This window comes from Chroococcidiopsis thermalis PCC 7203, assembly GCF_000317125.1.
Taxonomy (GTDB): domain Bacteria; phylum Cyanobacteriota; class Cyanobacteriia; order Cyanobacteriales; family Chroococcidiopsidaceae; genus Chroococcidiopsis; species Chroococcidiopsis thermalis.
This window is the reverse complement of sequence record NC_019695.1, coordinates 235,507-255,647: the sequence shown is the minus strand read 5'-3', so window position 1 is coordinate 255,647 and position 20,141 is coordinate 235,507. Positions and strand designations below refer to the sequence as shown.

Annotated in this window: 12 protein-coding genes; 9 read left to right on the top strand and 3 right to left on the bottom strand. The window is 46.1% G+C overall.

Going from position 1 to position 20,141, the window contains the following annotated elements:
- Window positions 1–58 precede the first annotated feature (58 nt).
- Together rfbF and CHRO_RS34125 are read right to left on the bottom strand one after the other, a co-directional pair.
- Window positions 59–832, bottom strand: a complete 774-nt coding sequence (gene rfbF / locus CHRO_RS01100; protein ID WP_015152326.1) for a glucose-1-phosphate cytidylyltransferase — start codon at window positions 830–832, stop codon at window positions 59–61.
- A 370-nt stretch (window positions 833–1,202) separates the two neighbouring features.
- Window positions 1,203–1,328 carry a hypothetical protein gene (locus tag CHRO_RS34125; protein WP_277875997.1) on the bottom strand — a complete coding sequence of 42 codons (126 nt, stop codon included), beginning with the start codon at window positions 1,326–1,328 and terminating at the stop codon, window positions 1,203–1,205.
- 385 nt (window positions 1,329–1,713) lie between these two features.
- Here CHRO_RS34125 and CHRO_RS01090 point away from each other — a divergent pair, with 385 nt between their 5' ends.
- The 8 genes from CHRO_RS01090 (at window position 1,714) to CHRO_RS01055 (ending at window position 17,497) form a co-directional block, all read left to right on the top strand.
- Window positions 1,714–2,892, top strand: coding sequence for a response regulator (locus tag CHRO_RS01090; protein ID WP_015152325.1), 1,179 nt, complete (start codon window positions 1,714–1,716; stop codon window positions 2,890–2,892).
- A 107-nt stretch (window positions 2,893–2,999) separates the two neighbouring features.
- Window positions 3,000–3,362 (top strand): response regulator transcription factor, encoded by a 363-nt coding sequence (locus tag CHRO_RS01085; protein WP_015152324.1) that lies wholly within the window; start codon window positions 3,000–3,002, stop codon window positions 3,360–3,362.
- 62 nt (window positions 3,363–3,424) lie between these two features.
- A complete protein-coding gene (locus CHRO_RS01080; RefSeq protein WP_015152323.1) occupies window positions 3,425–4,003 on the top strand; it encodes a chemotaxis protein CheW in 579 nt (192 codons plus the stop codon).
- A gap of 92 nt (window positions 4,004–4,095) precedes the next feature.
- Window positions 4,096–7,410 carry a GAF domain-containing protein gene (locus CHRO_RS01075; protein ID WP_015152322.1) on the top strand — a complete coding sequence of 1,105 codons (3,315 nt, stop codon included), beginning with the start codon at window positions 4,096–4,098 and terminating at the stop codon, window positions 7,408–7,410.
- Window positions 7,411–7,551: 141 nt separating this feature from the next.
- Entirely contained in the window at window positions 7,552–11,058 is a 3,507-nt protein-coding gene (locus CHRO_RS01070) for a methyl-accepting chemotaxis protein (RefSeq protein WP_015152321.1), read from the top strand.
- Between the two features lie 79 nt (window positions 11,059–11,137).
- Window positions 11,138–14,620, top strand: coding sequence for a hybrid sensor histidine kinase/response regulator (locus CHRO_RS01065; RefSeq protein WP_015152320.1), 3,483 nt, complete (start codon window positions 11,138–11,140; stop codon window positions 14,618–14,620).
- A gap of 114 nt (window positions 14,621–14,734) precedes the next feature.
- Window positions 14,735–15,250, top strand: coding sequence for a chemotaxis protein CheW (locus CHRO_RS01060; RefSeq protein ID WP_015152319.1), 516 nt, complete (start codon window positions 14,735–14,737; stop codon window positions 15,248–15,250).
- 147 nt (window positions 15,251–15,397) lie between these two features.
- Window positions 15,398–17,497 (top strand): M3 family metallopeptidase, encoded by a 2,100-nt coding sequence (locus CHRO_RS01055; protein WP_015152318.1) that lies wholly within the window; start codon window positions 15,398–15,400, stop codon window positions 17,495–17,497.
- Window positions 17,498–17,535: 38 nt separating this feature from the next.
- Here the strand turns inward: CHRO_RS01055 and CHRO_RS01050 are convergent, their stop codons facing one another.
- Window positions 17,536–18,816, bottom strand: coding sequence for an aspartate aminotransferase family protein (locus tag CHRO_RS01050; protein ID WP_015152317.1), 1,281 nt, complete (start codon window positions 18,814–18,816; stop codon window positions 17,536–17,538).
- Window positions 18,817–19,050: 234 nt separating this feature from the next.
- Here CHRO_RS01050 and CHRO_RS01045 point away from each other — a divergent pair, with 234 nt between their 5' ends.
- A complete protein-coding gene (locus CHRO_RS01045) occupies window positions 19,051–20,115 on the top strand; it encodes a potassium channel family protein (protein ID WP_015152316.1) in 1,065 nt (354 codons plus the stop codon).
- Window positions 20,116–20,141: the final 26 nt, after the last annotated feature.

The following is a 20,141-nucleotide window of genomic DNA, read 5'->3' as shown; positions in this document are numbered from 1 at the left end:
TCAATCGTTCACCTAAGAGTTGAGACATCAACCCGCCCCTACTTAACTTTTGACTTACCTACCATACCTTCCAAGGAGCGCTGCCACTATTCCAAAGTTCTTCAAGCAGGTGTTTGTCTCGCAGCGTATCCATCGGTTGCCAAAAACCAGGGTGCTTGTAGGCTGATAGTTCATCCATCTGCGCCAGTTTTTGTAATGGTTCTTGTTCCCAAACTGTATTATCATCTTCAATCAAGTCAATCGTTTCTGGTTCTAGAACAAAGAAACCACTATTGACCCATGCTCCATCGCCATCTGGTTTTTCTCGAAAGCTAGTAATCTTGGTCTGATCTCCTTCCAGATGAATCGCACCAAAGCGTCCCGGTGGTTGGCTGGCGGTTAGAGTTGCTAAAGTATTTTGCTCTTTGTGAAATTTGACTATCTCTTTGATATTTACGCTACTCACGCCGTCGCCGTAGGTGAAGCAGAAAGTTTCATTACCAATATGTTCTCTAACGCGCTTGAGTCTTCCACCAGTCATGGTTTTATCACCCGTATCTACTAGAGTGACTCGCCAAGGCTCGGCATAACCACAGTGAACGTTCATTTGATTAAAACGCATGTCAAACGTTACGTCTGACATATGCAAAAAATAGTTAGCAAAGTATTCCTTGATTAAGTATCCTTTGTAACCGCAACAGATAATAAAATCATTAATACCAGAGGCAGAGTAAATTTTCATAATGTGCCACAAGATCGGTCTGCCACCAATCTCCACCATCGGCTTTGGTTTGACGGTGGTTTCCTCACTCAGACGAGTCCCAAGCCCTCCAGCCAGTATGACTGCTTTCATGCAAGCACCTCAAAACTTTGCAGGTTTCCTCTTGTCTTTCCAATCGATTGCTTTGTCACTGTTTTGCTAATTTTATAAACAAGTATAAATTAACCATCTGCGTAACAATAGTAGTATGCAGATTGCTTATATAGTGTAAAGACACAGTAAATATACTTTATGGTATATAAAAACTTAGTAAAGAAGTTGTCGAACCAAAGCTAAGTTTGTAAACTTTCTGACCTTGTAAATAGCACGATTGGAAGTGTTTAATTCGACGCTCCAGACTTGCAGGCGCGGCTAAATAGCGTCGAACCCTCACTCATGCTGTTTCTCAAGCTTCTGCTGTCATGCGATCGCAGCCACAAAAGCACTCTCCTCATAGCTCTACTCACACCCTACCTGAATAGTTGTTCGATCGCAACTCTGTTGCTGCTCCTTCATTTTTGAGCAGCGGTTTGAGACGCGATCGCCAACTTGCAACTTTAACTGAGACTAGTACGAGTTCGATCGGCAAACTACAAAAAAACTCCTCTTTGCGAACTTCTATTACTAGATCAATACCTTTTATGCAGCTAAAAAGCCAATGAGAACACGTACGTGATGCTATTTCGGCTCGATAAATTCAGTATTCATACGGTTACTTGCTACTTTGAGCTAATGTCATGATCGAGGCTACATTATGACGGGAGTTTAATTAGCTTTATTACCGATCGTTTTTCTTTTTTGCTTTCACATCTGAGCTTAACAGAAAGTCAAACAACAGAGTAAATTTACTCATTATTTTTTAAATTTGAAAGTTTTTTCATATTATTACTACATTTTGAATAAACTACGATTTTCTATTGAGATTCCGAACTTGACAACGATCGCAAAATTTTTGTAAGTCAATAAATTATCTTATGATGACAGAACCGATAGCAAGCCATGATTTTGTCAGTCATCTTAATACTTTAAAACAAGAGAGGTTCAGCGGGCAATTATTACTAAAAAGCTCTGTAGGACAAGAGTGGATTATTTATCTATTTCTAGGAAGAATTTTATACGCCTCTGGGGGAAATCATACCGTTAGACGTTGGTATAGAGCTTTAAAATCGCATTGTCCGCAAGTCGATATTCAACAGTTAAAGCTATCTGCCGTTCTCTCTAACGCTTTAAATAGCTCAGATAATTGCTGGGAATGCCACTTGCTCAATGCAGGAATAGAGAAACAGCAAATTACCAGAGAGCAAGCAGGAAAAACGATCGCGGCGATTGTCTCTGAAGTCATGTTTGATATCACTCAAGCCATGCACGTAACATATCAGAGCAAGACAGATAACATTGCATTACCACAATTAGCACTACTCGATCCAGGGCAATTATTATCAGAAGTACAACAAGTTTGGCAGCTCTGGCAAAAAGCAAAAGTTGCCGATCGCTCGCCAAATAAAGCCGCAGTTATTAACCAACCAGAACAGCTTCAGGAACAAGTATCGCCTGCTGTTTATCAAAATCTAACTAAACTGCTAGACGGACAGCGGACATTGCGAGATCTATCAGTAGTCATGAATCGGGATGCCAAAGATGTCGTTTGTTCTTTGCTACCTTACATTCAAGCAGGTTTAGTCGAACTGATTGATATTCCAGATTTAGCACCGCCAGTCGCTCCAGCAGCGCCAGCCACAACGCCGCCATCTACACCTTCTGGCAAAGGACCGCTCATTGCTTGCGTAGATGATAGCCCGTTAGTCTGTCAAAGCATGGAACAAATTTTGACAGCCAACGGCTACAGATTTTTTGCCGTTCAAGATTCTCTCCGCGCGATCGCTGGTTTGTTGAGCCGCAAACCAGACTTAATTTTTTTAGATTTAGTCATGCCAAATACCAATGGATATGAAATTTGCAGCCAGTTACGTAAAGTTTCTGCTTTCCGTATCACTCCCATTATTATCCTCACTGGTAATGATGGCATTATCGATCGAGTTCGTGCCAAAATTGTCGGGGCTTCAGATTTTCTGAGTAAGCCAGTAGATGCAGAAACAGTTTTGTCGGTAACGTCTAAACATCTTAACAGTAATTCTTTAGTAGAAGATCTTTAAAATGACTCATTATGATGTAGCTGTCCTCGTTTGCACTGCCTTAAATCCGATCGCTTGTAATCGATCTAAATACTAGTTTGTTTTCATTTGTTCTAGAGGTTGAAGCCATGAGTACAGTTTTAGTCGTCGATGACTCAATGACAGAAATGCAAGTCATCACTAGTTGCTTACAACGCGGCGGTTTAAGCGTTCAAACAGCAACCAGCGGAGAAGAAGCTTTAGTTAAAATTAGCAGTCAAAAACCAGACGTAATTATTTTGGATGTCGTGCTACCAGGTCGGAGCGGTTTTGAACTTTGTCGCGATCTCAAATCAGAAGCAGGAACGAGCATGATTCCTGTTGTCATGTGTTCTACAAAAGGTAGCGAAATGGACAAATTCTGGGGCATGAAGCAAGGTGCAGATGCTTATATTACCAAACCTATCGATCAAGAAAAACTACTGCAAACTGTCAAGCAACTGTTGAAATGATTGGAATTAATATAACGATTGCTTGGCACATTTGCTAGCCAAGAACTGCTAGGAGAGCGGTCATGATATCGGAATTTACAACCAGGGGTGTAGTAGCAGGAAATCCAAATGCAGAAGAAGCTGCTGGCTTAAAACAGCAGTTTTTGCGATTGCATTTGCCACCAGATACGACTGCCATATTGCCACTAGCCCAAATCGCAGAAGTACTGACCGTACCCACTGCTCAAATTGTACCTATTCCCCATTTACCCGCTTGGGTCATGGGTGTTTATAACTGGCGAGGCGAGATTTTGTGGATTGTCGATCTCGGTCACAAGATCGGACAGGCTCCCCTATACCAACAAGGAACTAGTCGCTCTAGTTACACAGCAGTGGTAATTCACAGCACTCAGCAGGTTGCTGAAAGACAAAGCGATCGCAAAACAGGTAAAAAAGTGCTGGGATTATTAGTGAATCAGGTGGAAGACATGGAATGGTGCAACCCCGATAACATTCAATCTCCTCCCGCGTCTGCTGTCACCCCTGAGTTAGTGCCGTATTTGCGTGGTTATTTTCCCAAACCGAATGGCGAAATCTTGGTGGTGTTAGATGGCGACTCCATCATCGCTGGAATGCCTCAGTCAAAAACCGAGGCTAGTTGAAATGCTTGAGCTAATTTCATCTGGCATCATTACCGAACTTGCAGATGAAAGTTTCCGTCTCGCCACTGATTTCTAAGTTAACGACTTAAACTATGAACTCTCCTTCCCAACCAAACTCAGCTAAAAATACTCATAAAGGTAACTACAACGAGCCTTTTCATGACGATACGGCATTTGAAGAGCAGCCAATGTCTGAAATTGAAGGTCGGCAAAACTTTAGTCAAAATCATAGCGATCTGGAGCCGAACAAACAACCACGCCAATCTCACAAAAAAGGACGCAGTTTAAGGTTCAAAGCCACAGCAGTAGCAGTTGCCCTGAGTACGATTCCTGTAATGGTAATTGGGGCAACTGCTTATTTCTTCACCAATCAACAATTACATAAAGATGTTACGGAAAGTCAGGTATCAAGAAACGACGCTCTGAGTAAAGAACTATCAAGTTTCATGATTGAGCGGTATGGCGATATTCAAGTGCTAGCAAATTTACCCATCCTAGCAAATCCTAAAGTAGTAGCAATCACAACGCCCCAAGAAAAGCAGAACTTACTAGATCGATATATCAATGCTTACAAAGTGTATAACAGCATTGCTATGTTCGATCTCAATGGCGATACTGTGGTGCAATCTAAAGGTAAACTAATTGCCAATCACAAAGATGCGGAATACTTTCAGCAAGCGCTGAAAACTGGTCGCCCTGTCATTAGTCAACCAGCGATCGCTAAAACAGCAGGAACATTAAGTTTCAATGTCGCCGCACCTGTGAGAGATTCTCAGACTAACCAAATTATTGGTGTGGTGCGCGCTAAAATTCCCGCAGAAGCAGTAAGCAAATTGCTAGAAAAACATGGTACGAGCGAACAAGAATTTTTTGTAATTGATGCTAACGCAAAAATTTTGGGTTCTCAAGATGCTGCCGAGCTAGGAAAAGAAGCTAAATTGGTTTTTCCAAAATTGCAACAAATGCAAGCAGCGCATGTGAGTGCAGCAACAACTGATATACATGCCACTCACCAAGAAGAACACATTTTGACATATGCTCCTTTACCAAAAGTAGAGGAAATCCCAGATTTAGGTTGGAGTACTGCGATCGCTCGAGAGTCAGCTCAAGCATTCGCTGCCCAACAAGGGATATTGTTAACTTTTGCTGTTGGTACGGCAATCGTGGCATTTTTGGTCAGCGCGATCGCTGCTTATATGGTTAACCGCGTGACTCGTCCTATTTTAGATGCGGCAGATGCCGTAGAGAAATTGGGTCTGGGAGAGTTAGACACCCGCATTGCTATAAAGGGAGAAGACGAACTAGCAACACTGGGAACCAACATCAACCAGATGGCAAGTCAGTTACAACAACTTCTCCAAAATCAAACTACCCAAACTCAACAAGCTAACTTTCTCTCCGAAATTGCCTCTGCCCGCGATGGTGGTTCGGAAGATTTAGAAACTGTCTTCAGCCAAGCAGTGCAAGGAGCCAGAGAACTTTTACAAGCGGATCGAGTCGTCGTCTATCGCTTTAATCCCAATGGGAGTGGTTATATTGCGGCTGAATCAGTGTTACCTGGCTTGCCGCGCGCTTTCGATAACAATGTTGACGATGCTTGTATTAGCGAACAACTATTGGAAGAATACAGGCGCGGTCGCGTCGTTCCTACTAGTAACGTCATGGCGGCGGGTTTCCATCCAGAACACCTGCGTTTAATGGAACGATTACAAATTAAAGCCAATTTAGTTACGCCAATCTTGAAAAACGACCAGTTATTTGGTTTATTAATTGCCCATCACTGCGAACAAACCCACACATGGCAACAAGAAGAAATTAACTTCCTCAAACAGCTAGCATCTCAGCTGGGAATTATCTTAAATCGCTTATCATTCCTAGAACAAAAGCAAGCTGCGGTAGAACGAGCATCAATGGTGAAAGATATCACCATTAAGCTGACTCAAGGACTTGGCGTGCAGGAAATTATGGCAACTGCGGTACAAGAACTGCGCCAAGCACTGAATAGCGATCGCGTTGTTATTTATAGTTTCAACGACCAATGGAAAGGCAGAGTTATCGCTGAATCCGTAGGCGAGGGTTTCCCCAAAGCTTTAGGAGCAGATATTGACGACCCTTGTTTTGCCAAAGGTTATGTAGAACGCTATCGTCAAGGGCGGGTACAAGCCACAGAAAACATTTACGATGCAGGTTTAACTGATTGTCATATTGCTCAGTTACAACAGTTTGCAGTCAAGGCAAACTTGGTTGCTCCCGTAATTCGTAGTGGCGAACTCTTGGGTTTACTGATCGCTCACCAGTGCGATGCACCCCGCAAGTGGCAACAAGAAGAAATTGCCATGTTCTCGCAGGTCGCTACCCAGATAGGACTCGCGCTCGATCGCGCTTCTTTGTTGGAACAGCAACAGAATGCCAGAGAATTCTTACAGCGCCGCGCTTTAGAACTCCTAATGGAAGTCGATCCCGTCAGCCGAGGCGACCTGACAATCCGCGCCAACGTCACCGAAGACGAAATCGGGACGATCGCCGACTCCTACAACGCGACAATTAACAGCTTGCGGAAAATCGTGACCCAAGTACAAACCACTGCCAAACAAGTAGCTCATACAACGACGAGTAACGAGCGATCTGTCGGCGAACTATCTCAAGAAGCACTGCGGCAAACTGAAGCAGTTACTGCGGCTTTGGAGCGGATTCAGCAAATGTCAGATTCAATTCTGGCTGTAGCCAATAGTGCCTCTCAAGCGGAAGCAGCAGTGCAGCAAGCAACTCAAACGGTAGCAGAAGGCGATACAGCCATGAACCGGACTGTGGACGGGATGATGGCAATTCGACAAACAGTAGCAGAAACCTCGAAAAAAGTGAAGCGATTGGGTGAGTCGTCCCAGAAGATCTCCAAAGTCGTGAACCTGATCGGTACATTTGCCGATCAAACTAACCTATTAGCACTTAATGCTTCCATTGAGGCAGCTCACGCGGGAGAACAAGGACGAGGATTTGCGGTGGTAGCTGACGAAGTACGAACCCTAGCACGGCAATCGGCAGAAGCAACCGCAGAAATTGAAAGCTTGGTGAAGGATATTCAGACAGAGACAAATGAAGTGGTAGCAGCAATGGAAGCTGGTACGGAACAAGTGGTGACGGGTACTGTACTCGTGCATGAAACGCGGCAAAATCTGCTCAAGATTACGGAAGTAAGCCAACAGATTAGCGAACTCGTAGCGGCGATCGCTTCTGCTGCGGCGTTGCAATCTCAGACATCGCAAGTCGTGACGGCAACAATGACAGATGTAGCCGCGATCGCCGACCGCACTTCCAACGAAGCAACTGTAGTATCTGCGGCATTTAAGGAACTCTCAACGCTAGCGCAAGAACTACAAACTAGCGCCAGTCAATTCAAAGTTAGTTAGTGGTGAGTGGTGAGTGGCTAGTAGCTGGTGGCTGGTGGCTGGAATTGCTCCCTCAGTTCCCTCAGCCCCCGATCGCTCCCTCAGCTCTCTTTCCCCTACTCCCTGCTCCCTACTCCCTACTCCCTCGAAAACGTATCTGCTATGCTAAATTCTCGCCTCAAACAAACTCCCCAAGTCTCAAACTCTGAGGTCAAAACATTCTCGCAGCCACCGCGATCGCCAAATGGATCTGCTGTTGGCAAGCAGCGCCGCAGTCAACCGTGGAACAATTTTAGCTTTCGCACCAAGCTAACTCTATTGTTAATGCTGAGTGCGGCACTGCCTATAGTCGTAGTGACGCAGAAAAATGCTGCTGTGACGCGACAAAGAGAAATACAGAACGCTCAAACATTTTTACAAAAAGCTCAAGCTAGTTTCTTATCTAACTATGCTACGTGGGTTGTTACGGAATCAGCTACAGAAGCGAATACGGTCGCCGAAGTCGTACAAGCAATGAAGATCGATCTGCGCGATCGGCAGCAGGTAGCAGCTCAACGCCAGTTTCTCAATACTTTTCTGGGCAAATTTAGCGTCACAGATGGTAGTGGTTCTGTAGAAAAAAACCTCCGTGTCATTGTAGGTGCTGACGGAAAAACAATTGCTCAAAGTATTCGTACCTTATCAGAAGAATATTTAAATTTACCTGTAGATAAAGTAGAACTCAATCCTCCCTACCGCCAAGTTTCTCTGCCAACTGGTATCAATTTAGGGGATGTGCCGATCGTCCAACACGCTTTGCAAACAGGAAAAGTTTTAAGCGGTCTAGAACTCATTAATAGTAGTGTTCTCAAACGCTTAGGGCAAGATAAGCAAGCGAATATTGGTATTCGTTCCCAACCGACAGCAGGTTTACCACCAAGCAAACAACCCTCTCCCAATGGGACTTACAACGTTGATGCGGGGAAAATCGGATTGGTAGGGATGACAGTACAGCCAATTCTAGCAGGTAAAAAAGTTGTAGGTGCTGTCATCGTCGGTTCTGTAATCAATCAAGCACCAGGGCAGGTAGATAGTTTTAAAGACTTTGAAAAAGTTTCCTTATCAACAATCTTTGCTCAAGATTGGCGGGTGACAACGACTGTCCCATATACAGACGGTAAATCTAGAGCAATTGGTACGCGAGCTGCCAGAGAAGTAGCACAGCAAGTCTTAGATCGGGGGCAGGAATTTAACGGTCAGACAAATATCTTGGGGCAAACGTATCTTACAGCATACAGTCCTCTGTACGACCATGAAAAAATTTTGAATCCAGACAAAGCCAAGCCTGTTGGAATGGCTTTTGTCGGTACACCTTTAGATGAAATAGAAGCTCACATTCGCGAACAACAACTCTTCGCCTATGGCGTTTCTGGGGGAATGTTACTATTAATTGGTTTAGTTGCAATTCCAGTAGCAGGCTCTTTTTCTCGACCGCTCAAACGTTTAGCAAGTTTCGCACAACAAATTGGGATTGGAGAGACTGGCACGAGACTGGAAGAAGCCAGCGATCGCCACGATGAAATTGGCATTCTCTCGCAAGAATTGAATCAGATGGCGGCTAATATTGAAGCCAATCTGGAAGCTCGTCGCCAAGAAGCAAAATACGCTCAATTTTTTGGCGATTTGGCAGCAAAAACACGAGATTTTCAAACAGTTGAAGACGTGTTAGCTCATACAGTCAAAGCCACCCGCGATGCATTACAAGTAGAACGAGTAGTAGTCTATCGCTTCCACCCTGATTGGAGTGGAATAGTTGTTGCCGAGGCAGCCATTCCTGGTTTACCGTCCTGCCTCAACACGACGATTGCCGATACTTGTATGCAGGCAAAAAAAGCTGAAGAATACAAGAAAGGTCGGGTGAGGGCGATCGACGATATTTATCGAGCAGGCTTAACTGATTGCCACATTCAATTACTTGAAAGATTGAAAATTAAAGCAAATTTAGTTGCACCAATTATTAAAAACGACGAGCTTTTTGGTTTAGTATTTGCTCAATATTGCTCAAAAGCGCATCTTTGGGAGCAAGCAGAAATTAATTTTCTAGAGCGCTTAGGATTACAATTAGGGTCATCTTTGCACCGGATCGATCTATTACAAGAACAACAAGACGAAGCTAAGCGCGGCGAGCTACTAAAAGATATCACGCTCAAAATTGCTCAAATCAGCAACCTACAAGATGTACTGAATGTTGCTACTGATAATATCCGGCAAGCGATCGCCACAGACCGAGTGGTGGTTTACGGTTTAGACCCGACTAACTGGAAGGGGACAATTATAGCTGAGTCGGTGGCTAATGGTTTTCCAGTAGCAATGGGAGCTGAGATTGAAGATCCCTGCTTGAAGAAAGGTCAGGTAGAACGCTACAAGAAGGGACAAGTCACGAGCATTAGCGATATATACAAGGAACCGAGAGTGACTGCTTGTTATCGCAAACAACTCGAACAATTTAGCGTCAAAGCAAATTTGGTCGCGCCAGTCGTGCAGGGCGATCGGTTATTTGGTTTATTAATTGCTCATCAATGTTCGGGTGCGCGTGTTTGGCAGCAGCAAGAAATGGACTTTTTCCGGCAATTAGCAACGCAAATTGGCTACGCTCTCGATCGCGCATCTCTGTTAGAGCAGCAAAAGAACGCTAGAGAGTTCATGCAGCAACGTGCTTTAGAACTGTTGATGCAAGTCGATCCAGTTAGTCGCGGCGACTTAACAGTACGCGCTAACGTCACCGAAGATGAAATCGGCACGATCGCCGACTCTTACAATGCCACAATTAACAGCTTGCGAAAAATCGTGACGCAAGTACAAACTGCCGCGCAACAAGTAGCCAGCACGACCACTAGCAGCGAACGATCTGTCGGCGAACTATCTCAAGAAGCGCTGCGGCAAACTGAGGTCATTACTGAAGCACTAGAGCGAATTCAACAGATGTCCGACTCAATTCGTGCTGTAGCAGCAAGTGCTTCCCAAGCAGAAGCAGTCGTACAACAAGCAACCGAAACGGTAGCAGTAGGAGGTACGACGATGAACCGAACAGTGGAAGGAATGATGGCAATTCGGGACACAGTGACGACAACCTCGAAAAAAGTGAAGCAGTTGGGTGAATCCTCTCAAAAGATTTCTAAAGTCGTGAACTTAATTGGTAGATTTGCCGCTCAAACCAACTTATTAGCATTAAAAGCTTCTATTGAAGCTGCCCGTGCTGGAGAAGAAGGACGAGGATTCGCCGTACTAGCTGATGAAGTGCGCGTCTTGGCGCGGCAATCAGCAGAAGCAACCGCAGAAATTGAAAGTTTGATTGCCAACATTCAGGCAGAGACAAACGAAGTGGTAGCAGCAATGGAAGCTGGCACAGAACAAGTTGTTTCTGGAACCAAGTTAGTCGATGAAACTCGTCAAAGCTTGAACCAAATTGCCACAGCGAGTCAACAGATCGGCGAACTCGTAGCCGCGATCGCTTCTGCTGCGGTGTTGCAGTCCCAAACATCTGAAGTAGTGACTGCCACCATGACAGATGTAGTGGCGATCTCCGACCGCACTTCCAACGAAGCAACCGTAGTTTCTAGCTCCTTTAGAGAACTCTCAGCACTAGCACAAGAACTGCAAGCCAGTGTCAGTCAGTTCAAAGTGAGTTAGCGATCGGTGGCTAGTGGCTAGTCACTAGTCACCAGCCACTAGCCACTTATCTTCCCCTACTCCCTACTCCCTATTCTGTATGGCGATCGACTCTGATATTCGCGACCAGGCTTATCAATTCTTCATTCAAGAAGCTCCAGAGCTATTGCAGCTCATTGAAGAGGAATTGCTGACGCTCAGAACGGAACGCAGCACCGCCAAAATTCATAACATGATGCGGGCTGCTCACTCAATTAAGGGAGGGGCGGCGAGTGTTGGTCTAGACACGATTAAAACCCTAGCTCATAGCCTAGAAGATATCTTTAAAGGGTTGCACAACCCAGAGTTAGATATTAATGCCGAAGTAGAAGGCTTGTTACTAGAAGCATATGACTGTCTGCGTTTACCATTAATCGAGCAGATTGAAAACGGTCAGTGCAACAACGAGCAGGCAATGGCAACAGCAGAGCCAGTGTTTGCTCGGATCGAATCTAGTATAGGAAATTTCTTGAAAGGAGCGGCGGAGTTACCTAGCTCTATCGATCTAGGGGTAGATATTGCACTCTCGATTTTTGAGGTGGATGTTGCCCAGGGAATCGAGCGACTCTCGGCTGTCATAACCGATCCCACAGGTAAAGAAATTGCGGGAGAATTACGAGCGCAAGCAGAAGTATTTGCAGGTATTGCCGAGTTGTTAAACCTGCCAGGATTCGGCGCGATCGCCTCTACCGCAATCGCCGCAATCGACGCTCATCCAGAGCAAGCTTTACAGATTGCTCAACTCGCTCTAGCTGACTTTGAGACAGGTAGACAAGCAGTGATGGCAGGCGATCGCACATCTGGTGGCAATCTCTCCCCAGCTTTAGCAGCACTAGTAGAGGCAGCTGCCCCAGCCGTTTTCAACATGCCAGTGGACGATGTTTTTGGCGCTTTGGCAGAGGTAGATTTGGCATCTATGCCATTGCCAGCAATTCCTGACTCAACGGTTGAAGATATATTTGGCGCATTAAATGCAATCGGCGATTTGACGGCAGTTCCAACTGCACAAACATCTTTAGAGAATGTATTTGGTACGTTAGTAGAAACTGATGTCCCCGCAACACCGATTGCTACCCCTGCAACTACGCCCGAAATTACAGCGCTTCCCAATCTGGACGATATTTTCGGTAGTATCGGTCAAGACAGCGCGATCGCAGATGCCTCGCCAAGCGCCGTACCTCAAGCAGATAGCGCCTCTATTCCATCGCTAGATGATATTTTTGGTGACTTGAAATTAGCAGAAGAGCCAGCTACGCCTGCTGTCGTTGCTGCTTCTGAGCAAAAAGCCACCGATCGCAGCGCTCAGGAAAATCCATCAGACGCAATTCAATCAGTCGAGCAGATATTTGGCAATCTACCACCACTAGAAGATCTTGCCCTACCGACTGGGCGATCGGCTTCTATAGTACCAACCACACCCAAGGTACCGACAGTTGTAGAAAAGACTACCGCGATCGCCCCTAGCAATCCAGCTCCGCTTAAAATTTCTGGGGTAGCACGCCAAGCACCAGAAACAAGTAAAGCTGGTAATAAGGCTGCTACTCCTCAGCTATCTCAGCTTTCAGTGCGCGTTGACCTAGAGCGACTGGAACGAATGAACAACTTAGTTGGTGAATTGGCAATTAACCGCAACAGTCTGGCACTGCAAAACGATCAAATGCAAGCAATTATCGTTGCTTTACTGCGTCGTTTTGCTAAATTCAGACAAATCGCTCATAACTTGCGAGATTTTGCCGACCAGATGTTAGTCGCTCCTCAGAGCTATAGAGGGTTATCCAGTAGTGCCGTAGGAAAATCTAATTCTGGAAATATCACTGCAATCGCACCTACAGGACTTGCCTCATTCGGACAAACAAGCTTTGATTCTTTGGAGATGGATAACTATGGCGAGTTACACTCCCTGGTACAAACCACTCTAGAAGAAATCATGCAATTGGAAGAAACTGTGGGTGACGTGGTGTTACTGGCAGGACAATCTAGTCAAACGCTAGAAAGACAACGCCAAATGCTGAGTCATTTGCGGGATGACTTGATGTGGGCGAGGATGTTGCCTTTGAGTGAAGTTCTCAACCGTTTCCCACGCATGTTGCGCGACTTGTCTAATTCGTACAACAAACCAGTAGAACTCAAGTTAAACGGAACGGGGGTTTTAGTAGACCGAGCCGTGCTAGAAAAACTCAACGATCCGTTAGTACACCTAGTTCGCAACGCTTTCGATCACGGGATTGAAATGCCAGAAGATCGACAACAACGGGGCAAACCAGAGCAAGGGACGATTGAAATTCGTGCCTATCACCAAGGTAGCCAGACGATGATTGAAGTGCGAGACGATGGGCGGGGTGTTAACCTAGACCGGATTCGAGCAAAAGGAATAGACATGGGGTTATTAACTCCAGAACAAGCAGCCGTTGCCGAGCCATCGCGGTTGTTAGAATTGCTATTTGAACCAGGATTTTCTACAGCAAGTCAAGTCAGCCAGCTGTCCGGTCGAGGTGTAGGACTGGATGTGGTACGCGACCAATTGCGATCGCTTAAAGGTAGCGTGACGCTTAACTCTGAACCAGGGCGCGGCACTGCTTTTACCTTACGCATTCCACTGACATTATCGATCGCCAAACTACTCGTTTGCTTTGTTGGTTCCACTGCTCTGGCGTTACCTTCTGACAGTATTGCTGAAATTTTAATTCCCCAACCCGATCAGGTGAGAGTCAGTAGCGGCAAGAGATTTTTGCATTGGCAAGGTCATATTGTCCCTGCCTATCACCTATCCCAACTTCTGCAATATTCTTGCCCGTTACCGGAAACTCAACAAAATCAAAGTTTGGCAACTGTGCCTACCCCTGATGACTGGGCAGCACCGATTCTGTTGTTAGAACAAGACGACCAGCTGATTGCTATTGAAGTCGATCGCTTGGTAACCGAGCAAGAACTCGTCATTAAACCTTTCAGTCCCGCGATCGCGCCACCAATATATATTTATGGCTGTACGATTTTGGGTAATGGTTGTTTGATCCCAGTCGTTGACGTATCTGGGCTGTTGCAATCCTTCTTTGGCGACGGACGGCGTGTTGGTGACGTTTCCGCATTACCCAGCTTGCCTGTTGCGGAACTGCCAGATGATAGTACTTCTACTCCATCAGCTCCCCCAGTTAAAACTGTGACTCCAACTGTGCTGGTGGTAGATGACTCAATTACCGTAAGGCAGACTTTGGCGCTGACTCTCCAAAAAGCTGATTATCGCGTTTTACAAGCTAGAGACGGTCGAGAGGCAATCAACCAACTACAACAAAATCTACACATTATCCAACTTGTAATTTCCGACGTGGAAATGCCAAACATGAATGGCTTCGAGTTCCTCAGCCATCGTAGGCAAGACCCACAACTCTCAAAAATTCCTGTGGTGATGCTCACTTCCCGTAGTAGTGAAAAACACCAACACCTAGCTAAACATTTAGGCGCTAAACACTACTTCACCAAACCGTACATCGAGCAAGAATTCTTAGCAGCCGTTAAAGAACTCCTGGCAGAAGGTGTTGCTCCTTAGTCATTGGTCATTGGTCATTGGTCATTGGTCATTGGTCATTGGTCATTGGTCACTGATAACTGCTCCCTGCTCCCTACTTCCTACTCCCTGTTAACTAGATAACTGATAACTGATATGGCAAGCGCTCTAGTTAGATCGAAAATTCAAGCTACAGGACAGATTGCTCAAGAAACAGCTACGTCCATAAAAATCGTGATGTTTCAAATGGGCGAGTTTAACTTAGCTTTGCATATTAATAGCATTGTAAAAGTACTGCCACAGACAGTAGTTTATGGTAGCGGGCAACATGGAGTCGGATTGATTCATCTGAGCGATCGCGAAGTCACGGTGGTCGATCTCCAGCGGCGATTATTTCAGTCTAGCGGCAATCTCGATCCAGCAAAGCGGGGTTATTTGATGCTCGTCCAAGACAGACAAAGAGAACTTTATGCCATTCCCGTTGCTCAAGTTCCTACTTTGATGGACGTACCCTTGTCTTGCGTGCGCATTTTGCCAGAATCTTACCGCAATGCCGATATATTCGGCTTTGCAACTCACGTAGCCGTGATTCCAGCAACAGAACCACCACTGACAATATTCATGTTAGACGTGGATCAACTGCTATTAGTCAGGAATGTAGAAATTGTTTAGGTGAGTCATTTGTCATTCGTCATTCTTGGTATTTTCACTAGTGACTCATAGCCGACGAGCAATGTCAGCTTACGGCATTCAACACTCGGCGGTAGTTGTAGGTGTTAACGATAATGGAGGTAACACTAATACAAAGTAGAACCGCTTATGAGTGCGATCGCTACAGTTGACAATCCATTATTAAAAGGTCAGGGATTGCCACCATTTGCAGATATTCAGCCAGAGCATGTGGTTTCAGCCATGACACAACTGCTGGCGGAACTAGAATCAGAACTAGCGAATTTAGCAGCAAACGTCACGCCAACCTGGAGTGGGTTGGTAGAACCTATAGATCGCTTGTCAGAGCGCTTGCGCTGGAGTTGGGGTATTGTCGGGCATTTGATGGGCGTAAAGAATAGCCCGGAACTGCGGACAGCTTACGAAACTGTACAGCCACAAGTCGTAGAGTTTTATAACAAATTTAGTCAAAGTCAGCCGCTTTACGCAGCTTTTAAAGCATTACGAGCTAGCGAAACTTGGAATACCTTAGTAGATGCTCAAAAACGGATTGTGGAAGCAGCAATTCGAGATGCCGAGCTGTCGGGCGTAGGTCTAGCAGGAGAGCAACGCGATCGCTTTAATGCGATTCAATTAGAGTTAGCTGAACTTACCACGAAGTTTTCTAACAACGTTTTAGACGCAACCAAAGCTTTCAGCCTGACATTGACATCACCAGATGAAGTAGAAGGCTTACCTCCTAGTTGGTTAAGTCTAGCAGCGCAAGCCGCCCGTGCCGCAGGGGAAGAAAAGGCAACACCGGAAATTGGTCCTTGGCGCGTGACGCTGGATTTTCCTAGTTACTTGCCTTTCATGCAGCATGGCAAACGTCGGGATTTGCGAGAAAAACTATATAGAGCATTTATTAGTCGCGCTTCCTCTGGAGATTTAGATAATACTCCTTTGATTGAAAAGATTTTACAACTACGACGCGAAAAAGCCAATTTGCTTGGGTTTAATAGCTACGCAGAATTAAGTCTAGCTAGTAAAATGGCTCCCAGCGTAGATGCAGTAGAGACTTTATCAGAGGAATTGCGACGCGCTAGTTACGATGCTGCAAAGCAAGATTTAGAAGACTTGAGAACTTTTGCCGCGTCTAAGGGAGCGCCAGAGGGCAGCAACTTGCAGCATTGGGATATTGCATTTTGGGCAGAACGCCAACGAGAAGAAAAATTTGCTTTTAGTGCAGAGGAACTGCGCCCTTACTTCCCCTTACCCCAAGTCTTGGACGGGCTATTTACTCTAGTCAACAAGCTATTTGGGGTGACTGTTACTGCTGCGGACGGTCAAGCACCAGTTTGGCATGAAGATGTGAGATATTTTCAGATTGCTGACGAAACAGGAGAAGCAATCGCCTATTTTTATCTAGACCCCTACAGCCGTCCAGCGGAAAAGCGAGGCGGTGCGTGGATGGATGATTGTATTGGTCGGGCAAAAATGACAACTCACGAGGGTACAGTTGCCACTCGTAAACCTGTAGCTTATTTGGTATGCAACCAAACTCCTCCTGTTGATGGCAAGCCCAGCTTGATGACTTTCAACGAAGTGGAGACTTTATTCCATGAGTTTGGTCACGGGTTGCAACACATGTTGACTAAAGTAGACGATGCAGGGGCAGCTGGGATTAATAACGTCGAATGGGATGCAGTTGAGTTACCTAGCCAGTTCATGGAAAACTGGTGCTACCATCGAGAAACCTTGATGGGAATGGCAAAGCATTACGAAACTGGCGAGACTTTGCCAGAACATTACTACCAAAAACTCATTGCTGCCCGCAATTATATGAGTGGCAGTGCAATGCTACGACAGTTGCACTTCGGTTTAGTCGATTTGGAACTGCACCATCGCTATCAGCCTGGTGGTACGGAGACAGCCAGTGACGTACGCCAGCGCATCGCCAAGACGACAACCGTATTACCACCATTACCAGAAGATGCCTTTTTGTGTTCTTTTGGACATATTTTTGCTGGCGGATACGCTGCGGGATACTACAGCTATAAATGGGCAGAAGTCCTCAGTGCTGATGCCTTCGGTGCATTTGAAGAAGCTGGATTAGATAATCCCCAGGCACTGACTGAGACGGGGAAACGATTTCGCAATACCGTGCTGGCTTTGGGTGGTAGCCAACATCCAATGGATGTGTTTAAATCCTTCCGAGGTCGAGAGCCGAGTACAGAGCCTTTGTTGAGGCATAGTGGTTTGGCTGCATAGTTTTTGTGAGGTGGGCGTTGGGCGTTGCCCACCCTACTTTATGCTTGCACTGCTGCGATCGCCTTTTCCAATATTTGTAGGGCAAGATTGACTTCTGTTTCGGTAACAATCAGGGGTGGTACGAAGCGCAGCACTTTTGCTCCGGCTGGCACGAGTAATAAACCTTCAGCGATCGCCGCTTTAACTACATCCGCTGCGGTAATTTCGCTGTCGGCAGCTAACTCCATCCCATGAATTAAACCCCAACCGCGCACGTCAGTGATGAGGGCGAGATATTTGGCTGCCAGCGCCCGCAAGCCCGTTCTGAGCTGTTCGCCGCGTGCTTGCACGTTTTCTAACAAATTCTCCCGTTCAATTGTTTGGCACACCGTCAAGGCGACTGCACAGGCAAATGGATTGCCCCCAAACGTACTGGCGTGATCTCCTGGTGCAAACACATCGCAATGCTGCTTGCACATCATCGCGCCGATGGGGATACCACCACCTAAACCCTTGGCAGAAGTGAAAATATCTGGTTCGATGCCTAAATTCTCGTAGCCCCACAATTTCCCAGTTCGTCCCATTCCCGCTTGCACTTCGTCCAGAATTAGTAAAATTCCGGTTTCGTCACAAATCCGCCGAATTGCTTGGAAGTATGCCACTTCTCCGGGGCGCACCCCGCCTTCTCCTTGCAGCGGTTCGAGCAGAATTGCACTCACTGCCCGATCGCCTTCATCTAGTTCCGAGATGGCGGCTTCGATCGCCTGAATCTCGTTATAGGGGACGTAATGGAACCCTGGGACTAAGGGGGCAAAGTTTTTCTGATATTTCGGTTGTCCGGTAGCGGTGATCGTGGCTAGGGTTCTGCCGTGGAAGCTGGCGTTTGCCGTGAGCATGACTGGATGCTCGATGTTTTGGACTGTATGGGCGTATTTGCGCGCTAGTTTAATTGCCGCTTCGTTAGCCTCCGCTCCAGAATTGCACAAAAAGACTTTCTCGGCACATGAATGCTGAACTAGCCATTGTGCTAGTTGTCCTTGCACGGGGATGTAAAACAGGTTGGAGACGTGGTGTAGCGTCTGAATTTGGCGCGTCACTGTTTCCACCATCGCTGGGTGTGCGTGTCCCAGGGTACATGTTGCAATTCCGGCGACCAAATCGAGATATTCTTTTCCTGTGCTATCCCAAACCCGACAACCCGCACCCCGTTCTAAGGCAATCGGGAAACGGGCATATGTGTCCATGACTGACTCTTTGAAGTTGTCTGAGTCGAAGGGTTTTACCACAGTGGCAGCTGATACTGACAAGTTATGGTTAGAAATAAGAGTATCTATAGTCACTATTTACGCCTCAATCAAAAATTTATTTTTTAACTTTCTGCTGTCAATTTAGCAGCAATGCCTAAAACTTTCCGTCGCATCCGACTCAGATCGCACATAATCTAAACTAGCTCAGATTTATCATTTGTCATTTGTGATTCGTCATTTGTCATTCGTGAGCCTGAAGTAGGGAGCAGCTATTTTCTCCCTTCACTTTCTTTCCCTAGCCCGTAACCTCTAAACCCAATCCCTCTCTTGTACTCAACCCCAGAGAAAATATATCGTCGAATTCAAAAAGAGTTACTAGCGGGGGCGATCGCGCTTGTAGGTGTCTTGCTGTTGGGGACTCTGTGGTATCGCTTTATAGAAGGTTGGTCGTGGGAAGATGCGGCTTACATGACGGTAATTACCCTAGCTACCGTCGGTTATGGTGAAACTCGACCGTTGGGCGATCGCGGACGATTATTTACCATCGGTCTAATTTTAATGGGAGTGATTACGATTGGTTACATCGTCAATCGCTTTACAGAAGCAGTAATTCAAGGGTACTTTCAAGAAGGAATTCGATTGAGGCAGCAACGGCGGTTAATGAAATCGCTCTCTGGACACTACATTTTATGTGGTTTCGGGCGCACGGGTCAGCAAATTGCCCTGGAATTTCAAGCTGAAGGGGCTAATTTTGTTACGGTTGACTTAGATGATGCTTCGGTGGAAAAAGCACGGCAGCTCGGTTATGTAGCAATCCAGGGTGATGCGACGTTAGACGATACTCTGCTACAACTACGAATAGATCGAGCAATTTGTCTGGTTGCAGCCCTGCCTTCTGATGCCGAAAACCTCTATACGGTGCTGTCAGCCAAAACCCTTAATCCGCAAATTCGAGCGATCGCTAGAGCAAGTACGAGAGAGGCTTTACAAAAGCTACAAAGGGCAGGAGCTGATGCAGTCGTATCTCCCTACATTACGGGAGGTAAACGCATGGCAGCAGCGGCATTAAGACCTCAAGTATTAGATTTCGTCGATGGCATTCTCACGGGAGCAGACAGGGAACTGTATATGGAGGAATTTCGCCTCGATCCGGCAGCGTGTCCCTGCATTGGTCAAACTTTGAGAGAAGCAAAACTGCGATCGCAAACTGGAGCGTTAATTTTAGCAATCCGCCGCGTCGATGGTACTTTAATTGGCGGTCCCACGGCAGACACTCTGTTAATGGCAGGTGATTTACTCATTTGTATGGGGACGGCAGAGCAATTGCGCCAGCTCAATCAAATTTTGGGACCAATTCGCCCCCAGCAACTCCCCCGTCCGCCCAAGCATTAGGTGTGGGTTGCTGGATAACCGTTTCT

Coding starts and splice junctions, on each gene's coding strand:
- rfbF (WP_015152326.1), bottom strand. CDS start 832: ATGAAAGCAGTCATACTGGCTGGAGGGCTTGGGACTCGTCTGAGTGAG.
- CHRO_RS01090 (WP_015152325.1), top strand. CDS start 1,714: ATGATGACAGAACCGATAGCAAGCCATGATTTTGTCAGTCATCTTAAT.
- CHRO_RS01085 (WP_015152324.1), top strand. CDS start 3,000: ATGAGTACAGTTTTAGTCGTCGATGACTCAATGACAGAAATGCAAGTC.
- CHRO_RS01080 (WP_015152323.1), top strand. CDS start 3,425: ATGATATCGGAATTTACAACCAGGGGTGTAGTAGCAGGAAATCCAAAT.
- CHRO_RS01075 (WP_015152322.1), top strand. CDS start 4,096: ATGAACTCTCCTTCCCAACCAAACTCAGCTAAAAATACTCATAAAGGT.
- CHRO_RS01070 (WP_015152321.1), top strand. CDS start 7,552: ATGCTAAATTCTCGCCTCAAACAAACTCCCCAAGTCTCAAACTCTGAG.
- CHRO_RS01065 (WP_015152320.1), top strand. CDS start 11,138: ATGGCGATCGACTCTGATATTCGCGACCAGGCTTATCAATTCTTCATT.
- CHRO_RS01060 (WP_015152319.1), top strand. CDS start 14,735: ATGGCAAGCGCTCTAGTTAGATCGAAAATTCAAGCTACAGGACAGATT.
- CHRO_RS01055 (WP_015152318.1), top strand. CDS start 15,398: ATGAGTGCGATCGCTACAGTTGACAATCCATTATTAAAAGGTCAGGGA.